This is a genomic window from Streptococcus lutetiensis, assembly GCF_900475675.1.
Taxonomy (GTDB): Bacteria; Bacillota; Bacilli; order Lactobacillales; family Streptococcaceae; genus Streptococcus; species Streptococcus lutetiensis.
Window position 1 is genome coordinate 49,683 of record NZ_LS483403.1, and the last position, 19,108, is coordinate 68,790.

Annotated in this window: 26 protein-coding genes and 1 pseudogene; 26 read left to right on the forward strand and 1 reads right to left on the reverse strand. The window is 38.1% G+C overall.

Annotated elements, in window-relative coordinates; all coding sequences use genetic code 11:
* The 9 genes and pseudogenes from DQN23_RS09160 to DQN23_RS00380 all read left to right on the forward strand — a co-directional run.
* Nucleotides 1–96, forward strand: a pseudogene (locus DQN23_RS09160) (phosphoribosylaminoimidazole carboxylase); the annotation flags it as partial.
* 89 nt (nt 97–185) lie between these two features.
* On the forward strand, nt 186–1,484 hold the full coding sequence (gene purB, locus DQN23_RS00350) for an adenylosuccinate lyase (RefSeq protein WP_058813549.1): 1,299 nt from the start codon (nt 186–188) through the stop codon (nt 1,482–1,484).
* Between the two features lie 186 nt (nt 1,485–1,670).
* Nucleotides 1,671–2,549, forward strand: coding sequence for a helix-turn-helix domain-containing protein (locus DQN23_RS00355; protein WP_171009918.1), 879 nt, complete (start codon nt 1,671–1,673; stop codon nt 2,547–2,549).
* Between the two features lie 201 nt (nt 2,550–2,750).
* Nucleotides 2,751–3,749 carry a Holliday junction branch migration DNA helicase RuvB gene (ruvB, locus tag DQN23_RS00360; RefSeq protein ID WP_020916203.1) on the forward strand — a complete coding sequence of 333 codons (999 nt, stop codon included), beginning with the start codon at nt 2,751–2,753 and terminating at the stop codon, nt 3,747–3,749.
* 172 nt (nt 3,750–3,921) lie between these two features.
* Nucleotides 3,922–4,128: a DUF7010 family protein gene (locus DQN23_RS09125; RefSeq protein WP_197712753.1), complete on the forward strand. Its 207-nt coding sequence runs from the start codon at nt 3,922–3,924 to the stop codon at nt 4,126–4,128.
* Nucleotides 4,088–4,453, forward strand: a complete 366-nt coding sequence (locus DQN23_RS09625; RefSeq protein ID WP_231853261.1) for a DUF7010 family protein — start codon at nt 4,088–4,090, stop codon at nt 4,451–4,453. The genes DQN23_RS09125 and DQN23_RS09625 overlap by 41 nt, the downstream gene beginning before the upstream one ends.
* 238 nt (nt 4,454–4,691) lie before the next feature.
* A complete protein-coding gene (locus DQN23_RS00370; RefSeq protein WP_014334179.1) occupies nt 4,692–5,123 on the forward strand; it encodes a low molecular weight protein-tyrosine-phosphatase in 432 nt (143 codons plus the stop codon).
* Nucleotides 5,124–5,140: 17 nt separating this feature from the next.
* Nucleotides 5,141–5,521 (forward strand): MORN repeat-containing protein, encoded by a 381-nt coding sequence (locus DQN23_RS00375; RefSeq protein WP_006531314.1) that lies wholly within the window; start codon nt 5,141–5,143, stop codon nt 5,519–5,521.
* Complete coding sequence (locus tag DQN23_RS00380; protein ID WP_111712551.1) at nt 5,518–7,311, forward strand: acyltransferase family protein; 1,794 nt, start codon at nt 5,518–5,520, stop codon at nt 7,309–7,311. The genes DQN23_RS00375 and DQN23_RS00380 overlap by 4 nt, the downstream gene beginning before the upstream one ends.
* 45 nt (nt 7,312–7,356) lie before the next feature.
* Here DQN23_RS00380 and DQN23_RS00385 read toward each other — a convergent pair.
* A protein-coding gene (locus DQN23_RS00385) for an IS3 family transposase (RefSeq protein WP_111712552.1) occupies nt 7,357–8,705 on the reverse strand; the annotation gives its coding sequence in 2 pieces (ribosomal slippage) (nt 7,357–8,264 and nt 8,264–8,705; 1,350 coding nt in all).
* A 488-nt stretch (nt 8,706–9,193) separates the two neighbouring features.
* Here DQN23_RS00385 and thrC point away from each other — a divergent pair.
* The 17 genes from thrC (at nt 9,194) to DQN23_RS00475 (ending at nt 18,991) form a co-directional block, all read left to right on the forward strand.
* On the forward strand, nt 9,194–10,678 hold the full coding sequence (gene thrC / locus DQN23_RS00395; RefSeq protein WP_058813553.1) for a threonine synthase: 1,485 nt from the start codon (nt 9,194–9,196) through the stop codon (nt 10,676–10,678).
* A 59-nt stretch (nt 10,679–10,737) separates the two neighbouring features.
* Entirely contained in the window at nt 10,738–12,036 is a 1,299-nt protein-coding gene (locus DQN23_RS00400; RefSeq protein WP_111712553.1) for an MATE family efflux transporter, read from the forward strand.
* Nucleotides 12,037–12,313: 277 nt separating this feature from the next.
* Nucleotides 12,314–12,622 carry a 30S ribosomal protein S10 gene (rpsJ, locus tag DQN23_RS00405; RefSeq protein ID WP_006531319.1) on the forward strand — a complete coding sequence of 103 codons (309 nt, stop codon included), beginning with the start codon at nt 12,314–12,316 and terminating at the stop codon, nt 12,620–12,622.
* Nucleotides 12,623–12,699: 77 nt separating this feature from the next.
* A complete protein-coding gene (rplC, locus tag DQN23_RS00410) occupies nt 12,700–13,326 on the forward strand; it encodes a 50S ribosomal protein L3 (RefSeq protein ID WP_111712554.1) in 627 nt (208 codons plus the stop codon).
* Nucleotides 13,327–13,349: 23 nt separating this feature from the next.
* The gene (rplD, locus tag DQN23_RS00415; protein ID WP_020916213.1) at nt 13,350–13,973 is read left to right on the forward strand and encodes a 50S ribosomal protein L4; all 624 of its coding nucleotides are present in this window, start codon (nt 13,350–13,352) and stop codon (nt 13,971–13,973) included.
* Nucleotides 13,973–14,269 (forward strand): 50S ribosomal protein L23, encoded by a 297-nt coding sequence (locus tag DQN23_RS00420; RefSeq protein WP_014293736.1) that lies wholly within the window; start codon nt 13,973–13,975, stop codon nt 14,267–14,269. The genes rplD and DQN23_RS00420 overlap by 1 nt, the downstream gene beginning before the upstream one ends.
* Before the next feature lie 17 nt (nt 14,270–14,286).
* On the forward strand, nt 14,287–15,120 hold the full coding sequence (gene rplB, locus DQN23_RS00425; RefSeq protein ID WP_020916214.1) for a 50S ribosomal protein L2: 834 nt from the start codon (nt 14,287–14,289) through the stop codon (nt 15,118–15,120).
* A gap of 101 nt (nt 15,121–15,221) precedes the next feature.
* Nucleotides 15,222–15,497: a 30S ribosomal protein S19 gene (gene rpsS, locus DQN23_RS00430; protein ID WP_020916215.1), complete on the forward strand. Its 276-nt coding sequence runs from the start codon at nt 15,222–15,224 to the stop codon at nt 15,495–15,497.
* Nucleotides 15,498–15,512: 15 nt separating this feature from the next.
* Nucleotides 15,513–15,857: a 50S ribosomal protein L22 gene (rplV, locus tag DQN23_RS00435; RefSeq protein WP_003062848.1), complete on the forward strand. Its 345-nt coding sequence runs from the start codon at nt 15,513–15,515 to the stop codon at nt 15,855–15,857.
* A 12-nt stretch (nt 15,858–15,869) separates the two neighbouring features.
* Nucleotides 15,870–16,523 carry a 30S ribosomal protein S3 gene (gene rpsC / locus DQN23_RS00440; protein ID WP_021141408.1) on the forward strand — a complete coding sequence of 218 codons (654 nt, stop codon included), beginning with the start codon at nt 15,870–15,872 and terminating at the stop codon, nt 16,521–16,523.
* Nucleotides 16,524–16,526: 3 nt separating this feature from the next.
* Entirely contained in the window at nt 16,527–16,940 is a 414-nt protein-coding gene (gene rplP / locus DQN23_RS00445; RefSeq protein WP_003062852.1) for a 50S ribosomal protein L16, read from the forward strand.
* A 9-nt stretch (nt 16,941–16,949) separates the two neighbouring features.
* A complete protein-coding gene (rpmC, locus tag DQN23_RS00450; protein WP_003062854.1) occupies nt 16,950–17,156 on the forward strand; it encodes a 50S ribosomal protein L29 in 207 nt (68 codons plus the stop codon).
* Nucleotides 17,157–17,183: 27 nt separating this feature from the next.
* Complete coding sequence (gene rpsQ, locus DQN23_RS00455) at nt 17,184–17,444, forward strand: 30S ribosomal protein S17 (RefSeq protein ID WP_002885836.1); 261 nt, start codon at nt 17,184–17,186, stop codon at nt 17,442–17,444.
* Between the two features lie 24 nt (nt 17,445–17,468).
* Nucleotides 17,469–17,837, forward strand: a complete 369-nt coding sequence (gene rplN, locus DQN23_RS00460; RefSeq protein ID WP_020916217.1) for a 50S ribosomal protein L14 — start codon at nt 17,469–17,471, stop codon at nt 17,835–17,837.
* Between the two features lie 76 nt (nt 17,838–17,913).
* Nucleotides 17,914–18,219 carry a 50S ribosomal protein L24 gene (gene rplX, locus DQN23_RS00465; RefSeq protein WP_003067218.1) on the forward strand — a complete coding sequence of 102 codons (306 nt, stop codon included), beginning with the start codon at nt 17,914–17,916 and terminating at the stop codon, nt 18,217–18,219.
* A 26-nt stretch (nt 18,220–18,245) separates the two neighbouring features.
* Entirely contained in the window at nt 18,246–18,788 is a 543-nt protein-coding gene (rplE, locus tag DQN23_RS00470) for a 50S ribosomal protein L5 (RefSeq protein ID WP_006531327.1), read from the forward strand.
* A 17-nt stretch (nt 18,789–18,805) separates the two neighbouring features.
* Nucleotides 18,806–18,991 (forward strand): type Z 30S ribosomal protein S14, encoded by a 186-nt coding sequence (locus DQN23_RS00475; RefSeq protein ID WP_003062863.1) that lies wholly within the window; start codon nt 18,806–18,808, stop codon nt 18,989–18,991.
* Nucleotides 18,992–19,108: the final 117 nt, after the last annotated feature.

Here is a 19,108-nt window from a genome sequence, read left to right on the forward strand (position 1 = left end):
GATTTCCTTGCTACTTATAATTTACCACTTGATTCAGATTTGACAAGCTTACCTCATTATCCGTCTGTTGAAATTGGTAAAGAAGATTTTACTTAAATGCGTTAGTTATTATTTGATATATAACTTAAAAAAAGAAAGGAGATAGGGTATTAATCAATTTACTTAATGCCCTTAACATCATAAACATGATCGATCGTTATTCACGCCCTGAGATGGCGGCAATTTGGAGTGAAGAAAACAAATACAAAGCTTGGCTTGAAGTTGAAATTTTGGCTGACGAAGCATGGTCTGAACTAGGCGAAATTCCTAAAGAAGATGTCGCTAAAATCCGTGCCAATGCAAGCTTTGACGTTGACCGTATCTTAGAAATCGAACAACAAACACGCCACGACGTTGTTGCCTTCACACGTGCCGTTTCTGAAAGTCTTGGTCAAGAACGTAAATGGGTTCACTATGGTTTGACATCAACTGACGTTGTTGATACAGCTTATGGTTACCTTTACAAACAAGCTAACGAAATCATCCGTAAAGATTTGCACAATTTCCTTGAAATCATTGCTAACAAAGCTAAAGAACATAAATTCACTATCATGATGGGCCGTACTCACGGTGTCCACGCTGAACCAACAACATTTGGTTTGAAATTGGCAACATGGTACAGCGAAATGAAACGTAACATCGAACGTTTCGAACATGCAGCTGCTGGTGTTGAAGCTGGTAAAATTTCAGGTGCTGTTGGTAACTTCGCTAACATTCCACCATTTGTTGAAGCATACGTATGTGAAAAACTTGGTATCCGTGCTCAAGAAATCTCAACACAAGTTCTTCCACGTGACCTTCATGCAGAATACTTCGCTGTTCTTGCTAGCATCGCAACATCAATCGAACGTATGGCAACTGAAATCCGTGGTCTTCAAAAATCTGAACAACGTGAAGTTGAAGAATACTTTGCTAAAGGTCAAAAAGGTAGCTCAGCTATGCCTCACAAACGTAACCCAATCGGTTCAGAAAATATGACAGGTCTTGCGCGTGTTATCCGCGGTCACATGGTAACAGCTTACGAAAACGTGTCACTTTGGCATGAACGTGATATCTCACATTCATCTGCTGAACGTATCATCTCACCTGATACAACAATCCTTATCGACTATATGCTTAACCGTTTCGGAAATATTGTTAAAAACTTGACTGTTTTCCCAGAAAACATGATTCGCAACATGGGTTCTACTTTTGGACTTATCTTCAGCCAACGTGTTATGCTTAAATTGATTGAAAAAGGAATGACACGTGAACAAGCTTACGACCTTGTTCAACCTAAAACAGCTTATTCTTGGGATAACCAAATTGACTTCAAACCGCTTCTTGAAGCTGATGAAGAAGTCACTTCACGTTTGACTCAAGATGAAATTGATGAATTATTTAACCCATCTTACTACACTAAACGTGTTGATGAAATCTTTCACCGTATTGGTTTAGGAGATTAATTTAATCAAAAAAGTGCCTGAGACGAAAGCCTTGGGTATTTTTATTAAATGTTTTATTAGAAAATTTGTTATTTTTAATGAAAATAGTTTGTCAAATGAAAGCGGTATGTTAAAATATGAAATAAGCAGATTTTTTTAATAAAACAGGAGATTGAAGTGGAAAAATTTGGGGAGAAGATCCGCTTGATGCGGGAGGAAAAGGAAATCTCACGTGAAGAATTCTATGGGGATGAAACAGAATTATCGGTAAGACAATTAGCTAGAATTGAGTTGAACCAATCAATACCCAATCTCAGTAAAGCAAGCTTTATTGCCAATCGTCTGGGAGTGAAATTAGGTACCTTAACTGATGGTGACAGTTTAGAATTACCTAAGCGGTATAAAGAGTTGAAGTATTTACTTCTTCGAACACCTACATATGGAGACCAGGTACGACTTGATCGAAAAAATGACTATTTTGATGAGATTGCTGAAGTATTTTATGATGTTATTCCAGAAGAAGAACGGTTAATCATTGATTGTTTACAATCAAAATTCGATGTTCATTTTAGTGAAGATGTCAATTTTGGAGAGGGTATTTTAAATGATTATTTTGGTCAAGTTAATCGAAAGAAAGTTTTTACCATTAATGATTTAATTTTGATTGATCTTTACTTTGCTTGTCTTTCTTCTGCTAAGAAGTTTGAAGGAATTTATAGTTTGAATTTTTACGATGATTTGATGAAAAGGTTGGTAAATCAAAAGCATGTTTCACCTGAGACTGATTTAATTTTAAATAATGTATTGTTAAATAATATTGACTTAGCATTCCAATTTAAACGAGAATATTATATTGAGCGTGTTATTACAATCAGTGAAAAAATTATGACAGAGATTCATGATTTTCAACGTCGTCCGATTTTAAGTTTGGTGGAGTGGAAGTATTATCTGAAATTTAAACATGACTTTGCTTTAGCAGAACAGTCATTTACGAATGCAACATTATTTGCACGATTGGTTGGTGATACTTATTTAGAAAATAAACTTAAAGAAGAATGGCAACTTGATATTGATGCTGTGGAGTAGTTTGTGTAGATAATAAAAACAACATGACATTTTTGTCATGTTGTTTTTTCTTCGAACCATTTACAATAATATTAGAAATTAGAGAAAGGGGAGAAGGAGCAAATGTTAAAGGGATTTACGGTTTTATTGACAGCCTGGTGGGGATTGTAGACTGTTATCAAAACAATTCACTGACAGCTCTTATTTTGGTATAATAAGGCTATGAGTAGAATTTTAGATAATGATATCATGGGTGACGAAGAATTTGTGGAACGTACGCTTCGTCCTCAATATTTAAAAGAATATATTGGACAGGATAAGGTTAAAAATCAGCTGAAAATTTTTATCGAAGCAGCAAAATTACGTGATGAATCACTTGACCATGTGCTATTGTTTGGCCCTCCGGGTCTTGGTAAGACGACAATGGCATTTGTGATTGCTAACGAATTAGGGGTGAATCTCAAACAAACTTCTGGCCCAGCTATTGAAAAAGCTGGTGATTTGGTTGCTATTTTGAATGATTTGGAACCTGGGGATGTTTTGTTTATCGATGAAATTCATCGTATGCCGATGGCGATAGAAGAAGTGCTTTATAGCGCTATGGAAGATTTCTATATTGATATTATGATTGGTAATGGTGAGACTAGTCGTAGTGTTCATTTGGATTTGCCACCTTTTACGCTAATTGGAGCAACAACTCGAGCCGGGATGCTTTCGAATCCATTGCGTGCGCGTTTTGGAATTACGGGGCATATGGAATATTATGCGGTTGACGATTTGACAGAAATTGTTGAACGCACAGCTGATATTTTTGAAATGGAAATCGTGCATGAAGCTGCACAAGAATTGGCGCGACGTAGCCGAGGTACACCACGTATTGCCAACCGTTTGTTAAAACGGGTTCGTGACTATGCTCAAATTATGGGTGATGGTATTATTACAAAAGATATTACAGATAAAGCTTTAACAATGCTGGATGTCGATCATGAAGGGCTTGATTACATTGACCAAAAAATCTTGCGTACTATGATTGAAGTTTATAATGGTGGTCCAGTTGGTTTGGGAACTCTATCTGTTAATATTGCTGAAGAGCGTGATACGGTTGAGGATATGTATGAACCTTATTTGATTCAAAAGGGCTTTATTATGCGTACACGTACAGGTCGTGTAGCTACAGCTAAAGCATATGATCATCTGGGGTATTCTTATGCTGAAAAATAAAATATTATCTTAAGGAAAGTTTAAGCAAGTCTTTATATACTATAACCATCCTAAAACTTTTCTTTTTCATAATCTCCGGAAAGAACCTTGGTTTTCCAAGGTTCTTTCTTTATTTTATAAATGGCTATGGAGTGTGGTATAATTGAGAAAAAGTGCTTATAGGAGCAAGATTATGGAATTAGAAGTTTTACGAAAAGATATGATTGTTAGTCAGAGAAAAGGGCAACCTTTTATTGTTGCGTCCACCATCATCTGGGTTTCAATAACTTTGGTAACTGTGATGAAGGTATCGCTACCTGTCCAAAATCTTTTGATTTTTTTATTGTTCATGTCCATTGTTGCCACTCTCTTGGTTTGTTGGGAAATGGCTGAATGTTGATATCTTCTCCAAAGAAAATCCATTAACGAACCTAGGTTTCTTATTTACCTGCAACCAATTGATTTATTTATTGATTGTTATGTGGGTCTTTAGTGCAGTACCTGAAAAAATGCTTATGGTTTATACAATGGTTTTTGGAGCACATCTTTTACCCTATTCATGGCGATATAAATTAAGAACATATTTTGTTTTTGCTATTTTGATTCCGATACTTGCGCTTGTCTTAGGTCACATGGCGAGCATGACTTATCTTAGTTTAGTGATGATATTTTTAGAAATTGTTTTTGCCATGTTACTACAGGTTGAACTAAATGCGAATAAATAATTAAAGGTTCTTAGTTGTCTAAGAACTTTTTATAAAAAACGAGAGAGCCCCGCAAGCGGAGCCCTCTCAGGAGATTATGAAAAAGAAAAGTTTTAGGATTATCTATATTGTATGCAGTCAGGCTTAATTTTTTCTTAAAGTCGACAGATAAGGGAATTTACATGTGATAAGACTTCTTTTTTGTTATAATGATAAAAGAAGTTTTAAACAATCAGTTACTGACTATGTAGGAGAGAACATGAAAAAAGTTTGTTTTGTTTGCTTAGGAAATATTTGTCGTAGTCCAATGGCTGAGTTTGTGATGAAAGATTTGGTTACTAGTGAAAATCTATTAATTGAAAGTCGTGCGACTTCTAACTGGGAACATGGAAATCCTATTCATCACGGGACACAAGGTATTTTTAAAAAGCATCATATTGCTTATGATTATCAAAAATCATCACAACAGATTTCTTATCAAGATTTTCGAGATTTTGATGTCATCATTGGGATGGATACGAATAACGTGGCAGATTTAAAAGAAATGTCACGAGGACGATTTGATGAAAAAATCTTTCTTTTTGTAGATGGTGGTGTACCAGATCCATGGTTTACAGGTGATTTTGATGCTACCTATGAGTTGGTTAAGTGTGGCTGTGAACAATGGCTAGCGCGACTAAGAAATTCTTAAAGAGAAGTTGAGTAAAAATGAAAAAAATCAAAATAACCAGAGGACGCCTTGAGCTTCTGACGGTTTTAATTCTTATCATTTGCGGTTTGTCGGTCTTTACTTTATCGGTAAAATCAAAGACAACCTTAACGTATGACAATGGCAAAATCACGTACACGGGTTATGTGGTCAATCACCGTATGAATGGTCAAGGTAAGTTGACTTATGAAAATGGGGATTGCTACGAAGGTAATTTTAATGATGGTGTGTTTGAAGGTCAGGGCGTCTTTACTTCACATTCTGGTTGGATTTATAAAGGTGGATTTAAAAATGGTCAACCAGATGGTGAAGGCACTCTAACAGCACAAAATGGTAAGGTATATACAGGAACCTTTAAACAGGGGATTTTTCAAAAATGAGAATAAAATGGTTTTCAATGGTTAGGGTAATTGGGCTTTTCCTAGTTCTGCTCTATCATTTCTTTAAAACGGCCTTTCCAGGCGGTTTTATCGGTGTTGACATTTTCTTTACTTTCTCAGGGTATTTGATTACAGCTTTGCTAATTGATGAGTATTCGAGAAACAAGAAAATTGATCTTTTAGGATTTTATAAGAGACGTTTTTATCGGATTGTTCCACCGCTAATTTTGATGATTTTAATTGTCATGCCATTTACTTACTTGGTTCGTAGAGACTATGTGGCAAGTATTGGTAGTCAAGTGGCTGCAGCAATTGGTTTTACAACGAATTTCTTTGAAATTATCACAGGTGGTAATTACGAAACGCAATTTATCCCACATCTCTTTGTCCATACATGGAGTTTGGCAATTGAGATGCATTTCTATTTAATTTGGGGATTTGTAGTTTGGTTATTGGGAAGACATCAAGATAATCTGGCAAAATTCCGTAGTTTGATTTTTGCGATTTCGGCAGCATTTTTTACTGGAAGTTTCTTAACAATGTTTGTCCGAGCTTTCTTTGTCGACAACGTTTCAATGATTTATTTCTCATCTTTGACGCATAGTTTTCCATTCTTCTTAGGGGCTATGGCGGCAACGATGACTGGTATTAGAGAAACAACTATTCGTTTTAAAAAGAATGTTCGCCTGTGGTCTACAAAACGTAGTATCGTCACAATGCTAGTGAGCGCAGCTCTCTTAGTTTTATTGATGTTTACTTTGAAATTTGACCAACGCATCACTTATTTATTTGGATTTATTTTAGCAAGTTTGTTTGCTATAGTAATGATTTATGCGGCGCGTGTCCTAAATGACCAAACGCCAAATGCAAAAGAACCTGCTATTATCAACTATTTAGCTGATGTTAGTTATGGTGTTTATCTTTTCCACTGGCCATTTTACATTATCTTTACACAGTTGATGTCAAATGGATTTGCTGTTGTGCTGACGATTATTCTATCGTTGGTATTTTCAACCTTATCTTATTATGTGATTGAACCATTTCTTGCTGGTAAGCCAGTTAAACTATTTGGTATTTATTTGGATTTATCTCCTTATAAGAAATGGCTATATGGTAGCTCAGCTGTTTTAGCTTTGATAACTTTGATAACTGTTGCTACAGCACCAGCTATGGGGAATTTTGAAACAGGGCTCTTGGTTAACTCACTACAACAAGCTCAAACGAATTTGAATCGTACGCATACTGTGACAGCTGGTGATGCGGGAGCTTTAAGTGATGTAACTGTGATTGGAGATTCTGTTGCACTACGTTCAAGTGCTGCATTCTCAAGTCTGCTTCCTAATGCTCAATTAGATGCAGCGGTAAGTCGTAGTTTTGACAATGCGTTTGAAATTTTTCAAAATGAGATTTCGAGTGGAACACTTTCTAAGACAACAGTGCTTGCAATTGGTGTAAATTCACTCGACCATTATCAAGAAGACATTCAACAATTTATTGATGCTTTGCCAGATGGTTATCGCTTGATTATTGTGACACCATATAATGCTAGCGATAAAGCGAAAGTTAAGCAGGCGCGTGATTATGAATTGAGTTTACCGAAAACGTATAATTACATTACTATTGCTGATTGGTACAAGACAGCAACGAGTCATCCAGAAATTTGGAATGGTACTGACGGTGTTCACTACAGTGATGCTAATACGACAGGTGCTGACCTCTATGTTAAAACTATTCAAAAAGCAATTAATAAATCTGCTAAGAGACCTGCCAAAGGTGAATCTAATAGTTAATATCAAAAGTCACTTTGTATTGACCCCCAAAAGTTGGACAATTAATTATTGAAAGGATTTAGTTCTGTATTGCACAGGGCTGAGTCCTTTTAGTTTGACTTTAATGCGTTTGTTGTTGTAATAATCAATATAATTAATAATGGCTTGTTTTAGCTCATCTAGTGACTGAAATGTCTTTTCATAACCGTAAAACATTTCTGGTTTTAAGATTCCAAAGAAGGATGCCATCATGCCGTTGTCTGGGCTATTTCTCTTACGGGACATAGATGGACGAATTCCTTTTTGATTGAGAAAGTTGTGATAAAACTGGTGTTGATATTGCCACCCTTGGTCACTGTGAAGAATCGTATGATCATAACGATTATCTGGAAAAGCTTGCTTTAACATTTGTTTAATTTGTTCTAAATTAGGCGAAGTTAATAGCTGATAAGCGATAATCTCACTATTATAACCATCTAAAACTGGTGATAAATACAACTTTTGTGAACTAGCTGGAATGGCAAATTCTGTGACGTCAGTATAACACTTTTCGTAGGGCTTTGAAGCTTCAAATTGTCGTTGAATGAGATTATCAGCTTTCTTGCCAATCTCACCCTTGTAAGATGCATACTTACGCTTACGACGAATACGGGCAGTCAAAGTCATGAGTTTCATTAAGCGTTGCACCCTTTTGTGGTTGACTAAAAAGCCTTGGTTTCTTAGTTCCAAAGTGATACGACGATAGCCATAGTTTCCTTTGTGCTCATCATAAATCATCTTAATTTTAGCTTTAAGAACCTTGTTTTTGTCTACTGGTTTAAGTTGTTTGATGTGGTAATAATAACTCGAACGAGGTAAGGCTAAAATCTTTAGTAACATCGCTAGAGAAAATTGCTCACTCAACTCTTGGATGATTCGTGTTGCTTTTCGCGCCCTGCCTCTTACCTCAAGCGGTAATCTCTCAACTTTTTTAGCACGGCATTCTCCGCTCTAAGGTATTTCACTTCTTTTTGAAGTCGCTCTAGCTCTGACATTTCCTCTGAAGTCTTTTTCGGCTGACGTCCCATCTTACTTGGTCTCCCTCTTGTTTTCTCAACAATAGTATACCCATTTTTCTTGTATTGTGCTAGACAATTGGAAAGTGTTCCTATGTTAGGAAGAGCATATTCAAGAGAGACTAATATTTGAGAGCGACCTTCAAAAAGGACTTGATTGATAATTTCTTGCTTTAGTTCAGGGCAATAGTACCTATTTTTGCTTTTTTTAACAATCTCTACGCCATATCGTTCCATAAGCTTAACCATGTAACGTAGATTTCTAGGATTAACATCATAGGTTTGACCCAGCTGAGGCCAAGACACACCTTGTTTTCTGAGTTTATAGATTCCTAGTTTATCTTCATAAGTTAATTTCATACAAAAAGCACCCCAATCGTTAGATTTTGTGTCTAACTTTTGGGGTGCGGTTCAATTCGGTTGGCTTTTTTGTAGAGAACTACCATTATATGTTAGAAAATATGACGTCGAAAAATCTAAAAAATCCCTTTACATCAACGGTTTGTAGCGTTATAATACATGTGACATTAAACGTGAGAAGAAGGGAGCGAAAAAGGTGGCTGAATTGTTCTATGACGTTTTAGCAAGCATCTGGATTTCTATTGCTGGTGTTGATTCACGTTGGGGAAAATAATCGAATTATAAAAACAAGGAAACTTAGGAAAAACTGATGTTATCAAAGTTTTCAAATAGTTATTAAGTACTTGTATAGTAAGGGATGAAGCTGATACTAGGTAGGAAATAGCTTTGCCTTACTCTTTTTTGATAAATTGCACAAATTTGTATAAATTTTCTGATAATTATGATACAATGGGTGCAAGACTATCTATTAATATGAGGAATTTGTGATGACGTTAATTTACCAATCAACTCGCGACGAAAATAACAAAGTGACTGCTAGCCAAGCTATTTTACAAGGATTGGCAACTGACGGCGGACTCTTCACCCCAACGTCACTTCCAGAAGTGGCTTTGGACTTTGATGCTTTAAAAGATGCTTCATACCAAGAAGTGGCTAGACTGGTTCTGTCAGCATTTTTGGATGATTTTACAGAAGAAGAATTAGATTACTGTATCAATTCGGCTTATGATGAAAAATTTGACATACCTGCCATTGCTCCTGTTGTTAAATTGGGGAATCAATATAATCTAGAGCTTTTCCATGGTTCAACGATTGCCTTTAAAGATATGGCTTTGTCAATCTTACCATACCTTTTGACAACATCAGCTAAAAAACAAGGTGTTGATAATAAAATAGTGATTTTGACAGCGACATCAGGAGATACTGGTAAAGCTGCCATGGCTGGTTTTGCGGATGTTCCAGGGACTGAAATCATCGTCTTTTATCCAAAAGATGGTGTTAGCAAAATTCAAGAACTTCAAATGACAACACAGACTGGTAACAACACCCATGTAGTGGCTATTACTGGTAACTTTGACGATGCTCAAACAGATGTTAAACGTATGTTTAACGACGTGGCTTTGCGTGAAAAATTGCTTGCGCACAAGACACAATTCTCATCAGCTAACTCAATGAACGTTGGCCGTTTGGTGCCGCAAGTTGTTTACTACGTTTACGCTTATGCACAGTTGGTTAAAGCAGGGTACATTAAAGCAGGCGAAAAAGTTAACTTTACAGTACCAACAGGTAACTTTGGTAATATCTTAGCAGCTTACTATGCTAGTCAAATTGGTGTTCCAGTTGGTAAATTAATTTGTGCTTCAAATGAAAACAAAGTCTTAACTGACTTCTTCACAACAGGTACATACGATAAAAAACGTGAGTTTAAGGTAACGACAAGTCCATCAATGGATATCTTGGTATCATCTAACTTGGAGCGTTTGATTTTCCATCTTTTAGGCAACGATGCTGCTAAAACAAAAGAATTGATGGAAAAACTTGTGTCTGAAGGAGAGTACACTCTTTCAGGTGCTAACCAAGTTATTCTTGATATGTTTGAAGCTGGTTTCGCAACAGAAGTTGAAACATCAGCTGAAATTAAACGTGTTTATGATGCTTGTGACTATGTTGAAGACCCCCATACAGCCGTTGCGTCAGCTGTTTATCAAAAATATGTTGAACGTATTGGTGATCATACACCAACTGTTATTGCCTCTACAGCAAGTCCATATAAATTCCCACGTGTTGTTGTAGAAGCTGTCAGTGGTCAAGCACCAGCAGATGACTTTGTGGCAGTTAAAGAACTTGAAAAATTATCAGGAGTTGCTATTCCAAAAGCTGTCAATGGACTTGAGACAGCTGAGGTTCGTCACAAAACAGTTGTTGCTACAAGTGACATGCAAAATGCTGTTGAAGATTACTTAGGACTTTAAAGATTATAAAGTAAGAGCTGAGGCTGGTTCTCAGCTTTTCTTTTTGTTACGATAGAATCATGAAACAAACAAAGAAAATTATTCGTTTGGCTTTTCCTGCCATGATGGAGAATCTTTTGCAGATGCTTATGGGGGTAGTAGATAACTATCTTGTTGCACAAGTTGGTTTAATTGCTGTCTCTGGGGTCTCTGTAGCTAATAATATTATTACCATTTATCAAGCGATTTTCATTGCTCTTGGCGCAGCGGTCTCAAGTCTAGTTGCCAAAAGTCTTGGAGGAAAGAACGCTCAAAAATCCCTTCACTATCAGTCTGAGTCCTTATTGGTTACTTTTGGGTTGAGTCTAGTTCTTGGTTTAGTTTCTCTTGGGTTAGGGAAAAGGATTCTAACTTGGCTTGGGACAGATGCGGCTGTTACGCAAGCTGGCGGTCTTTATCTTTCGATTGTCGGTGGTCTGATTGTTAGTTTAGGGCTGATGACGACCCTGAGTTCTTTTTTACGGGCTTTGGGAAAACCACAACTGCCAATGTATATCAGTTTGCTGACCAATGTCTTAAATGCAGTTTTGTCAGCTGTAGTGGTATTCATTCTGCATTGGGGGATTGTTGGTGTTGCTTGTTCAACAGTTCTGGCACGTTTGGTTGGAACACTGTTGCTAGCCAGTCAGTTACCGATTAAAAAGATTATCAAAAACATCCGGTGGACACTGGATCGTGACTTAATTAAAATTGCTTTGCCGGCTGCTGGTGAGCGTTTAATGATGCGCGCAGGTGATGTGGTCATTGTGGCGATTATTGTTAAGTTTGGAACAGAAGTGGTAGCTGGTAATGCTATTGGAGAAATCTTGACACAATTTAATTACATGCCAGGAATGGGAGTTGCGACAGCAACCGTTATTCTTGTAGCACATAGCCTTGGACAAAAAAATACCAAAGATATTAAACAGCTGGTACGTGATTCGTATTTGATTTCGACGATTATGATGCTTTGTGTAGGTGCTTTGGTTTACGTATTTGGTAGTCATTTGACTTATCTTTTTACGACCAATCAAACAGCGCTAACAGCTAGCCTTGTTGTGTTATTTTATTCTTTTGTTGGCGGACCAGCGACAGCAGGAACACTTATTTATACAGCAGCATGGCAAGGTTTGGGCAATGCCAAACTTCCATTTTATGCCACAACATTTGGAATGTGGGTCATTCGAATTATTTCGGGTTACGTGCTTGGTGTGAGTCTGCACTTAGGTCTAACTGGAGTGTGGTTAGCGACCGTAGCGGATAATGTTTTCCGTTGGATTTTCTTATATATTCTATATAAGAAATATATGAATTCTTTTCAGGGATCTACTATTAAATAATAGGATAGGATTTTTAACCAGACAAAAGTCTGGTTTTTTCACTGTGAAAAATAATAGAAAAAGCTGAAAACATTTTCTTCTAAAAAATCGAAAAAAAGGGTGTAAAATCCTTGCAAAGCACTGCTAAATCTGATATTATATACCGGTGCTGTTAATACAGTAACTTTAGCTATGATACAAGAGGTTGCGACACGCTCGGTTGCATTGCCACGCAAAGACGTGTTGGTTTTCTTGAGGAGCTAGCCTATTATCTTAAATAGACGAAAAGGAGAAAAAGATGGCAAACAAAAAAATCCGTATCCGTTTGAAAGCATACGAACATCGTACACTTGACACAGCGGCAGAAAAAATTGTTGAAACTGCAACACGTACAGGTGCTTCAGTAGCTGGACCAGTTCCACTTCCAACTGAACGTAGCTTGTACACAATTATTCGTGCGACTCACAAATACAAAGATTCTCGCGAACAATTTGAAATGCGTACTCACAAACGCTTGATCGATATCATCAACCCAACTCAAAAAACAGTTGACGCTTTGATGAAATTGGATCTTCCAAGTGGTGTTAACGTAGAAATCAAACTTTAATAAGGATTTGATTCTTGAGCACAAAAAACGCTCGTTAAAAACTTTTTAAATAAATAAAGTAAAGGAAATATTTTCTCATGACAAAAGGAATCTTAGGGAAAAAAGTGGGAATGACTCAAATCTTCACTGAATCTGGTGAATTCATCCCTGTTACTGTCATCGAAGCAACTCCAAACGTTGTGCTTCAAGTGAAAACTGTTGAAACAGACGGTTATGAAGCTGTTCAAGTTGGTTTTGACGACAAACGTGAAGTATTGAGCAACAAACCTGCCAAAGGCCATGTAGCAAAAGCTAACACAGCTCCTAAGCGCTTCATTCGTGAATTCAAAAACATTGAAGGCTTGGAAGTTGGTCAAGAAATCACAGTTGATACATTCGAAGCTGGGGATGTTGTTGATGTTACTGGTACATCTAAAGGTAAAGGTTTCCAAGGTGTTATCAAACGCCATGGTCAAGCTCGTGGACCAATGGCTCACGGTTCTCGTTATCACCGTCGTCCAGGTTCTATGGGACCTGTTGCGCCTAACCGTGTTTTCAAAAACAAACACTTGGCAGGACGTATGGGTGGTAGCCGTGTGACAATCCAAAACCTTGAAGTTGTCCAAGTTATCCCAGAGAAAAACGTTATCCTTATCAAAGGTAACGTACCGGGTGCTAAGAAATCTCTTATCACTATCAAATCAGCAGTTAAGGCTGCTAAATAATAAGAAAGGAGAAAACAGTTAAAATGGCAAACGTAAAACTATTTGACCAAACTGGTAAAGAAGTTAGCTCAGTTGAATTGAACGACGCTATCTTCGGTATCGAACCAAACGAATCAGTAGTGTTTGATGTTGTTATCAGCCAACGTGCTAGCCTTCACCAAGGTACTCACGCAGTTAAAAACCGCTCAGCAGTATCTGGTGGTGGTCGTAAACCATGGCGTCAAAAAGGAACTGGACGCGCTCGTCAAGGTTCTATCCGCTCACCACAATGGCGTGGTGGTGGTGTAGTCTTCGGACCAACTCCACGTTCATACGGATACAAACTTCCACAAAAAGTTCGTCGCCTTGCATTGAAATCAGTTTACTCAGCTAAAGTTGCTGAAGAAAAATTTGTAGCTGTAGAAAGCCTTTCATTTGCAGCTCCAAAAACTGCTGAATTCGCAAACGTACTTTCAGCTCTTAACGTTGACTCAAAAGTACTTGTAATCCTTGAAGAAGGTAATGAATTTGCAGCACTTTCTGCACGTAACCTTCCAAACGTTAAAGTTGCAACTGCAACAACTGCAAGTGTTCTTGATATCGTAAACAGCGACAAACTTCTTGTTACTAAAGAAGCAATCTCTACAATCGAGGAGGTTCTTGCATAATGAATTTGTACGACGTAATCAAAAAACCAGTTATCACTGAAAAATCAATGTACGGCCTCGAAGCAGGTAAATATACATTTGAAGTTGACTCTCGTGCGCACAAACTTTTGATCAAACAAGCTGTTGAAGCTGCTTTTGATGGAGTTAAAGTTGCAAACGTGAACACTGTAACAGTTAAACCAAAAGCTAAACGTGTTGGTCGTTACACTGGTTTCACTTCAAAAACTAAAAAAGCTATCATCACTCTTACAGCTGATTCTAAAGCAATCGAGTTGTTTGCAGCTGAAGCTGAATAATCTAAGGAGGAAATAACGTGGGTATTAAAGCTTATAAACCAACGACAAATGGTCGTCGTAATATGACTTCTTTGGATTTTGCTGAAATCACTACAAGCACTCCTGAGAAATCATTGCTTGTTTCACTTAAAAACAAAGCCGGTCGTAACAACAACGGTCGTATCACTGTTCGTCACCAAGGTGGCGGTCACAAACGTCACTACCGTTTGATCGACTTCAAACGTAACAAAGATGGCGTTGAAGCAGTTGTTAAAACTATCGAGTACGATCCAAACCGTACAGCAAACATCGCTCTTGTACACTACACTGATGGTGTGAAAACTTACATTCTTGCACCTAAAGGTCTTGAAGTTGGTCAACGTATCGTTTCAGGTCCAGATGCAGATATCAAAGTTGGTAATGCACTTCCACTTGCTAACATCCCTGTTGGTACAGTTATTCACAACATCGAACTTCAACCAGGTAAAGGCGCTGAATTGATTCGTGCTGCTGGTGCATCTGCACAAGTTCTTGGCCAAGAAGGTAAATACGTTCTTGTTCGTCTTCAATCAGGCGAAGTTCGTATGATTCTTGGTACTTGCCGTGCTACAATCGGTACAGTTGGTAACGAACAACAAGTCCTTGTTAACCTTGGTAAAGCTGGTCGTAGCCGTTGGATGGGTATCCGTCCTACAGTTCGTGGTTCTGTAATGAACCCTAATGATCACCCACATGGTGGTGGTGAAGGTAAAGCACCAGTTGGACGTAAAGCGCCATCTACTCCTTGGGGTAAACCTGCGCTCGGTCTTAAAACTCGTAACAAAAAAGCTCAATCAGACAAACTTATTATTCGTCGTCGTAACGATAAATAATTTATTAGTCGCTTAGCTTATTAATCATCCGCCAGCTCGGTAGTGTGCATTTATGCACACAGGCCGCTGTGGTACTATAATTTAAAGGAGAAAACTACAAAATGGGACGTAGTCTTAAAAAAGGACCTTTCGTCGATGAGCATTTGATGAAAAAAGTTGAAGCTCAAGCAAATGACGAAAAGAAAAAAGTAATTAAAACTTGGTCACGTCGTTCAACGATTTTCCCAAGTTTCATCGGATATACAATCGCAGTTTATGATGGACGTAAACACGTACCAGTTTACATTCAAGAAGACATGGTAGGTCACAAACTTGGTGAATTCGCACCAACTCGTACTTACAAAGGTCACGCTGCTGACGATAAGAAAACACGTTAATAAGAGGAGGACACAATGGCAGAAATTACTTCAGCTAAAGCAATGGCTCGTACAGTCCGTGTTTCACCTCGTAAAACACGTCTTGTACTTGATCTTATCCGTGGTAAGAACGTTGCTGATGCAATCGCAATCTTGAAATTCACTCCAAACAAAGCAGCTCGTGTAGTTGAAAAAGTTCTTAACTCTGCTATCGCTAACGCAGAAAACAACTTTGGTTTGGAAAAAGCTAACTTGGTAGTATCTGAAACTTTTGCAAACGAAGGACCAACAATGAAACGTTTCCGTCCACGTGCTAAAGGTTCAGCTTCACCAATCAACAAACGCACAACTCACGTAACAGTAGTTGTGTCAGAAAAATAAGGAGGTAAAATCGTGGGTCAAAAAGTACATCCAATTGGTATGCGTGTCGGAATCATCCGTGATTGGGATGCGAAATGGTATGCTGAAAAAGAATACGCGGATTACCTTCATGAAGATCTTGCAATCCGCAAATTCATCCAAACAGAATTGGCAGACGCTTCAGTTTCACGTATTGAAATTGAACGTGCTGTAAACAAAGTAATTGTTTCACTTCACACTGCTAAACCAGGTATGGTTATCGGTAAAGGTGGAGCTAACGTTGACGCTCTTCGCGTTAAACTTAACAAATTGACAGGAAAACAAGTTCACATCAACATCGTTGAAATCAAACAACCTGATTTGGACGCTCACCTTGTTGGTGAAAACATTGCACGTCAACTTGAACAACGTGTTGCTTTCCGTCGTGCTCAAAAACAAGCTATCCAACGTACAATGCGTGCAGGTGCTAAAGGTATTAAAACTCAAGTATCTGGTCGTTTGAACGGTGCTGATATCGCTCGTGCTGAAGGTTACTCAGAAGGGACTGTTCCACTTCACACACTTCGTGCAGATATCGACTACGCTTGGGAAGAAGCTGACACTACTTACGGTAAACTTGGTGTTAAAGTTTGGATCTACCGTGGTGAAGTTCTTCCAGCTCGTAAAAACACTAAAGGAGGCAAATAACAAATGTTAGTACCTAAACGTGTTAAACACCGTCGCGAATTCCGTGGAAAAATGCGCGGTGAAGCTAAAGGTGGTAAAGAAGTCGCATTCGGTGAATACGGTCTTCAAGCTACTACTAGCCACTGGATCACAAACCGTCAAATCGAAGCTGCCCGTATCGCAATGACTCGTTACATGAAACGTGGTGGTAAAGTTTGGATTAAAATCTTCCCACACAAATCATACACTGCTAAAGCTATCGGTGTACGTATGGGTTCTGGTAAAGGGGCACCTGAAGGTTGGGTAGCACCAGTTAAACGTGGTAAAGTTATGTTCGAAATCGCTGGTGTATCTGAAGAAGTTGCACGTGAAGCACTTCGTCTTGCTAGCCACAAATTGCCAGTTAAGACTAAATTCGTGAAACGTGAAGCAGAATAAGGAGAAATCATGAAACTTCAAGAAATTAAAGATTTTGTTAAAGAGCTTCGTGGTCTTTCTCAAGAAGAGCTTGCTAAGAAAGAAAACGAACTTAAGAAAGAACTTTTTGATCTTCGTTTCCAAGCTGCAGCAGGTCAACTTGATCAAACTGCTCGTTTGAACGAAGTTAAAAAACAAATTGCACGTGTTAAAACAGTGCAATCTGAAAAGAAATAATAGATTGGGAAAGGAGAAATTCTAATAATGGAACGTAATCAACGTAAAACCCTTGTTGGACGCGTAGTATCTGACAAAATGGATAAAACAATCACTGTTGTAGTTGAAACTAAACGTAACCACCCAGTCTATGGTAAACGTATCAACTATTCTAAAAAATACAAAGCACATGATGAAAACAACGTTGCTAAAGAAGGCGATATCGTTCGTATCATGGAAACTCGTCCACTTTCAGCTACAAAACGCTTCCGTCTTGTAGAAGTTGTGGAAGAAGCTGTTATTATCTAATCAAACTAAAAGGAGAAATTTGAAATGATTCAACAAGAAACTCGCTTGAAAGTTGCTGATAATAGCGGTGCTCGTGAGATTTTGACCATCAAAGTTCTTGGTGGTTCAGGACGTAAATTCGCTAACATCGGTGACGTAATCGTTGCTTCTGTAAAACAAGCTACTCCTGGTGGAGCTGTTAAAAAAGGTGATGTCGTAAAAGCTGTAGTTGTTCGTACTAAAACTGGTGCACGCCGTCCAGACGGTTCATACATCAAATTTGACGATAACGCTGCTGTAATCATCCGTGATGACAAAACTCCTCGCGGAACTCGTATCTTCGGCCCTGTTGCACGTGAATTGCGTGAAGGTGGCTTCATGAAGATCGTTTCACTTGCACCAGAAGTACTTTAATTCATAAACACAAACTAAGTCCCCTGCTTTTGCAGGGTGCCCATTAGGGCGTAAGAAATAATAGGAGAAAAACCAAATGTTTGTAAAAAAAGGCGATAAAGTTCGCGTTATTGCTGGTAAGGACAAAGGCGTTGAAGCTGTAGTTCTTAAAGCCCTTCCTAAAGTCAACAAAGTTGTTGTTGAAGGTGTTGCTATTGTTAAAAAACATCAAAAACCAAACAACGTAAACCCTCAAGGTGCTATCGTGGAAAAAGAAGCACCAATCCATGTGTCTAACGTTCAAGTTCTTGACAAAAATGGTGTTGCAGGACGTGTTGGTTACAAAGTTGTAGACGGCAAAAAAGTTCGTTACAACAAAAAATCAGGCGAAGTGCTTGATTAATCACGAAGGAAAGGAGAAAGTATATAATGGCAAATCGCTTAAAAGAAAAATACACTAACGAAGTTGTTTCTGCTTTGACTGAAAAATTCAACTATTCTTCAGTTATGGCTGTCCCAAAAGTTGAGAAAATCGTTCTTAACATGGGTGTTGGTGATGCTGTAAATAACGCTAAAAACCTTGAAAAAGCTGCTGCTGAATTGGCACTTATTTCAGGTCAAAAACCATTGATTACTAAAGCTAAGAAATCAATCGCTGGCTTCCGTCTTCGTGAAGGTGTAGCGATCGGTGCAAAAGTTACCCTTCGTGGTGAACGTATGTACGAATTCTTAGATAAATTGGTAACAGTTTCACTTCCACGTGTTCGTGACTTCCACGGTGTTCCAACAAAATCATTTGACGGACGTGGTAACTACACACTTGGTGTGAAAGAACAATTGATCTTCCCAGAAATCAACTTTGATGACGTTGATAAAGTACGTGGTCTCGATATCGTTATCGTAACTACTGCTAACACTGACGAAGAAGGTCGTGAATTGCTTAAAGGCCTTGGAATGCCTTTTGCAAAATAATTTAGGAGGTAAATCAATTGGCTAAAAAATCTATGATTGCTAAGAATCATCGCCCTGCGAAATTCTCTACGCAAGCTTACACTCGTTGCGAACGTTGTGGCCGTCCACACTCAGTTTACCGCAAATTCAAACTTTGCCGTGTTTGCTTCCGTGAGTTAGCTTACAAAGGACAAATCCCAGGCGTTACCAAAGCTTCTTGGTAAGTCGATGATATAAGAAACCTGATTGGACAAGCCATTTAGTAAATTGTTATTCAATTTTCTATTTGGCGTGGTTCATAATGGGATTCAAGTAATAAACTTGAATTTAATTAAGCCTTC

Coding starts and splice junctions, on each gene's coding strand:
- purB (WP_058813549.1), top strand. CDS start 186: ATGATCGATCGTTATTCACGCCCTGAGATGGCGGCAATTTGGAGTGAA.
- DQN23_RS00355 (WP_171009918.1), top strand. CDS start 1,671: ATGCGGGAGGAAAAGGAAATCTCACGTGAAGAATTCTATGGGGATGAA.
- ruvB (WP_020916203.1), top strand. CDS start 2,751: ATGAGTAGAATTTTAGATAATGATATCATGGGTGACGAAGAATTTGTG.
- DQN23_RS09125 (WP_197712753.1), top strand. CDS start 3,922: ATGGAATTAGAAGTTTTACGAAAAGATATGATTGTTAGTCAGAGAAAA.
- DQN23_RS00370 (WP_014334179.1), top strand. CDS start 4,692: ATGAAAAAAGTTTGTTTTGTTTGCTTAGGAAATATTTGTCGTAGTCCA.
- DQN23_RS00375 (WP_006531314.1), top strand. CDS start 5,141: ATGAAAAAAATCAAAATAACCAGAGGACGCCTTGAGCTTCTGACGGTT.
- DQN23_RS00380 (WP_111712551.1), top strand. CDS start 5,518: ATGAGAATAAAATGGTTTTCAATGGTTAGGGTAATTGGGCTTTTCCTA.
- thrC (WP_058813553.1), top strand. CDS start 9,194: ATGACGTTAATTTACCAATCAACTCGCGACGAAAATAACAAAGTGACT.
- DQN23_RS00400 (WP_111712553.1), top strand. CDS start 10,738: ATGAAACAAACAAAGAAAATTATTCGTTTGGCTTTTCCTGCCATGATG.
- rpsJ (WP_006531319.1), top strand. CDS start 12,314: ATGGCAAACAAAAAAATCCGTATCCGTTTGAAAGCATACGAACATCGT.
- rplC (WP_111712554.1), top strand. CDS start 12,700: ATGACAAAAGGAATCTTAGGGAAAAAAGTGGGAATGACTCAAATCTTC.
- rplD (WP_020916213.1), top strand. CDS start 13,350: ATGGCAAACGTAAAACTATTTGACCAAACTGGTAAAGAAGTTAGCTCA.
- DQN23_RS00420 (WP_014293736.1), top strand. CDS start 13,973: ATGAATTTGTACGACGTAATCAAAAAACCAGTTATCACTGAAAAATCA.
- rpsS (WP_020916215.1), top strand. CDS start 15,222: ATGGGACGTAGTCTTAAAAAAGGACCTTTCGTCGATGAGCATTTGATG.
- rplV (WP_003062848.1), top strand. CDS start 15,513: ATGGCAGAAATTACTTCAGCTAAAGCAATGGCTCGTACAGTCCGTGTT.
- rplP (WP_003062852.1), top strand. CDS start 16,527: ATGTTAGTACCTAAACGTGTTAAACACCGTCGCGAATTCCGTGGAAAA.
- rpmC (WP_003062854.1), top strand. CDS start 16,950: ATGAAACTTCAAGAAATTAAAGATTTTGTTAAAGAGCTTCGTGGTCTT.
- rpsQ (WP_002885836.1), top strand. CDS start 17,184: ATGGAACGTAATCAACGTAAAACCCTTGTTGGACGCGTAGTATCTGAC.
- rplN (WP_020916217.1), top strand. CDS start 17,469: ATGATTCAACAAGAAACTCGCTTGAAAGTTGCTGATAATAGCGGTGCT.
- rplX (WP_003067218.1), top strand. CDS start 17,914: ATGTTTGTAAAAAAAGGCGATAAAGTTCGCGTTATTGCTGGTAAGGAC.
- rplE (WP_006531327.1), top strand. CDS start 18,246: ATGGCAAATCGCTTAAAAGAAAAATACACTAACGAAGTTGTTTCTGCT.